This is a genomic window from Kitasatospora sp. NPDC048296 (genome assembly GCF_043201815.1).
In the GTDB taxonomy this organism is placed as follows: domain Bacteria; phylum Actinomycetota; class Actinomycetes; order Streptomycetales; family Streptomycetaceae; genus Kitasatospora.
In genome coordinates this window covers 1-1,204 of record NZ_JBICZB010000230.1, presented here as the reverse complement: position 1 = coordinate 1,204, position 1,204 = coordinate 1, and the positions used below count along the sequence as shown (strand labels likewise).

The following is a 1,204-nucleotide window of genomic DNA, read 5'->3' as shown; positions in this document are numbered from 1 at the left end:
GGACGACCTGGTCCTTGCCCTGGAAGTCGTCGATCATCCCGGAGACGATCTGGGCCAGTTCACCGCGCATCTCGTGCACCCGCCTCGGGGTGTGCGGCGGGCCGAACGGGCGCATGGCCATGCGTCGCAGCCGGTCGTGCTCGGGCGGGTCGAGCCGGAGCATGGAGGGCGGCACGCCGGCCTCCTCCTCCACCTGAAGGCCCGTGCCGTCCTGCCCGACCAGGTTGCGGGCGTCCGAGCTGATCCGCGGGTCGTGCAACAGGCTGCGGACCTGGTAGTAGCCGCCGACCAGGTACGACCCGTCGTCCTGACGGGCCACGGGGGTCTTGCGGAGTTCGGCGTAGAACGGGTAGGGGTTCGCGCGGTTGGCGTAGTCGGTGATCTGCTGGAGCAGGGTGCCCGGCGTCATGGAACGGTCTCCTGAGGGGTGGGCGGCGGTCAGGCGCGTGCGGGGGTGAACTGGACGCGGCGTTCGCTGGGATCGTGGCCGGTGAGGGTCACGGTCGCGCCGTGGCTGGGCAGGGAGGGGTCCGGGAACTCGGCCGGGACCGGCCGCATCCCGCCCGGCCGGCGGTCGACGGTGGCGTAGTCCGGTGGGAAGGGTGCGCGGACCTCGATCTGCTCCCGGTAGAACTCCATCCACTTGGCCTGGTCGAAGGCGACCGCGGCGATGATCCGGCCCCGGTACCCGTAGACCGCGACGAACCGGCGCTCGGCGAGCGAGCCCTGCGTGATGACGATCTCGTCGCCCATGTTGGGCACGCCCACGGACTTGATGTTGACGCCGAACTGGGAGGACCAGAAGGTCGGCACCCACAGGTGGGCCCGGCGGTCCGGGCCGATGCTGATCATGTTGTGCGCGGCGGTCCCGGCCTGCTCGACCGCGTTGCCCCAGTGCTCCAGCGAGAGGAACTGGTAGTCGAAGAGCGGGTGGGGCGAGCGCGCGACGTCCCCGGCGACGAACACGTCATCGGTGACGATGCCCTGGACGTCGAAGGCCCGGCAGCCCGCGTCACAGGCGATCCCCCGAGGCCCGGCGGCCAGGCCCGATCCGGCCAGCCACTCGGTGTTCCGGGTGGCACCGAGTGCGATCACCGCGACCTCGACGTCCAGCGAGGTCCCGTCGGACAGATGGGCGCGCTGGAGCCGGCCGCCGGAGTCGCCCTCCAGCGCCGTCACCATGATGCCGGTGCGCAGGTCCACG

General features: G+C 71.5%; 1 protein-coding gene and 1 pseudogene. Both read right to left on the bottom strand.

Annotated features, from left to right (window positions below):
* Positions 1 to 409 (bottom strand): annotated as a pseudogene (locus tag ACGF12_RS38680) (cytochrome P450); the annotation flags it as partial.
* Between the two features lie 29 nt (positions 410 to 438).
* Positions 439 to 1,204: oxidoreductase C-terminal domain-containing protein (locus tag ACGF12_RS38675; RefSeq protein ID WP_393041388.1), on the bottom strand; the 766-nt coding region annotated here is incomplete at its 5' end.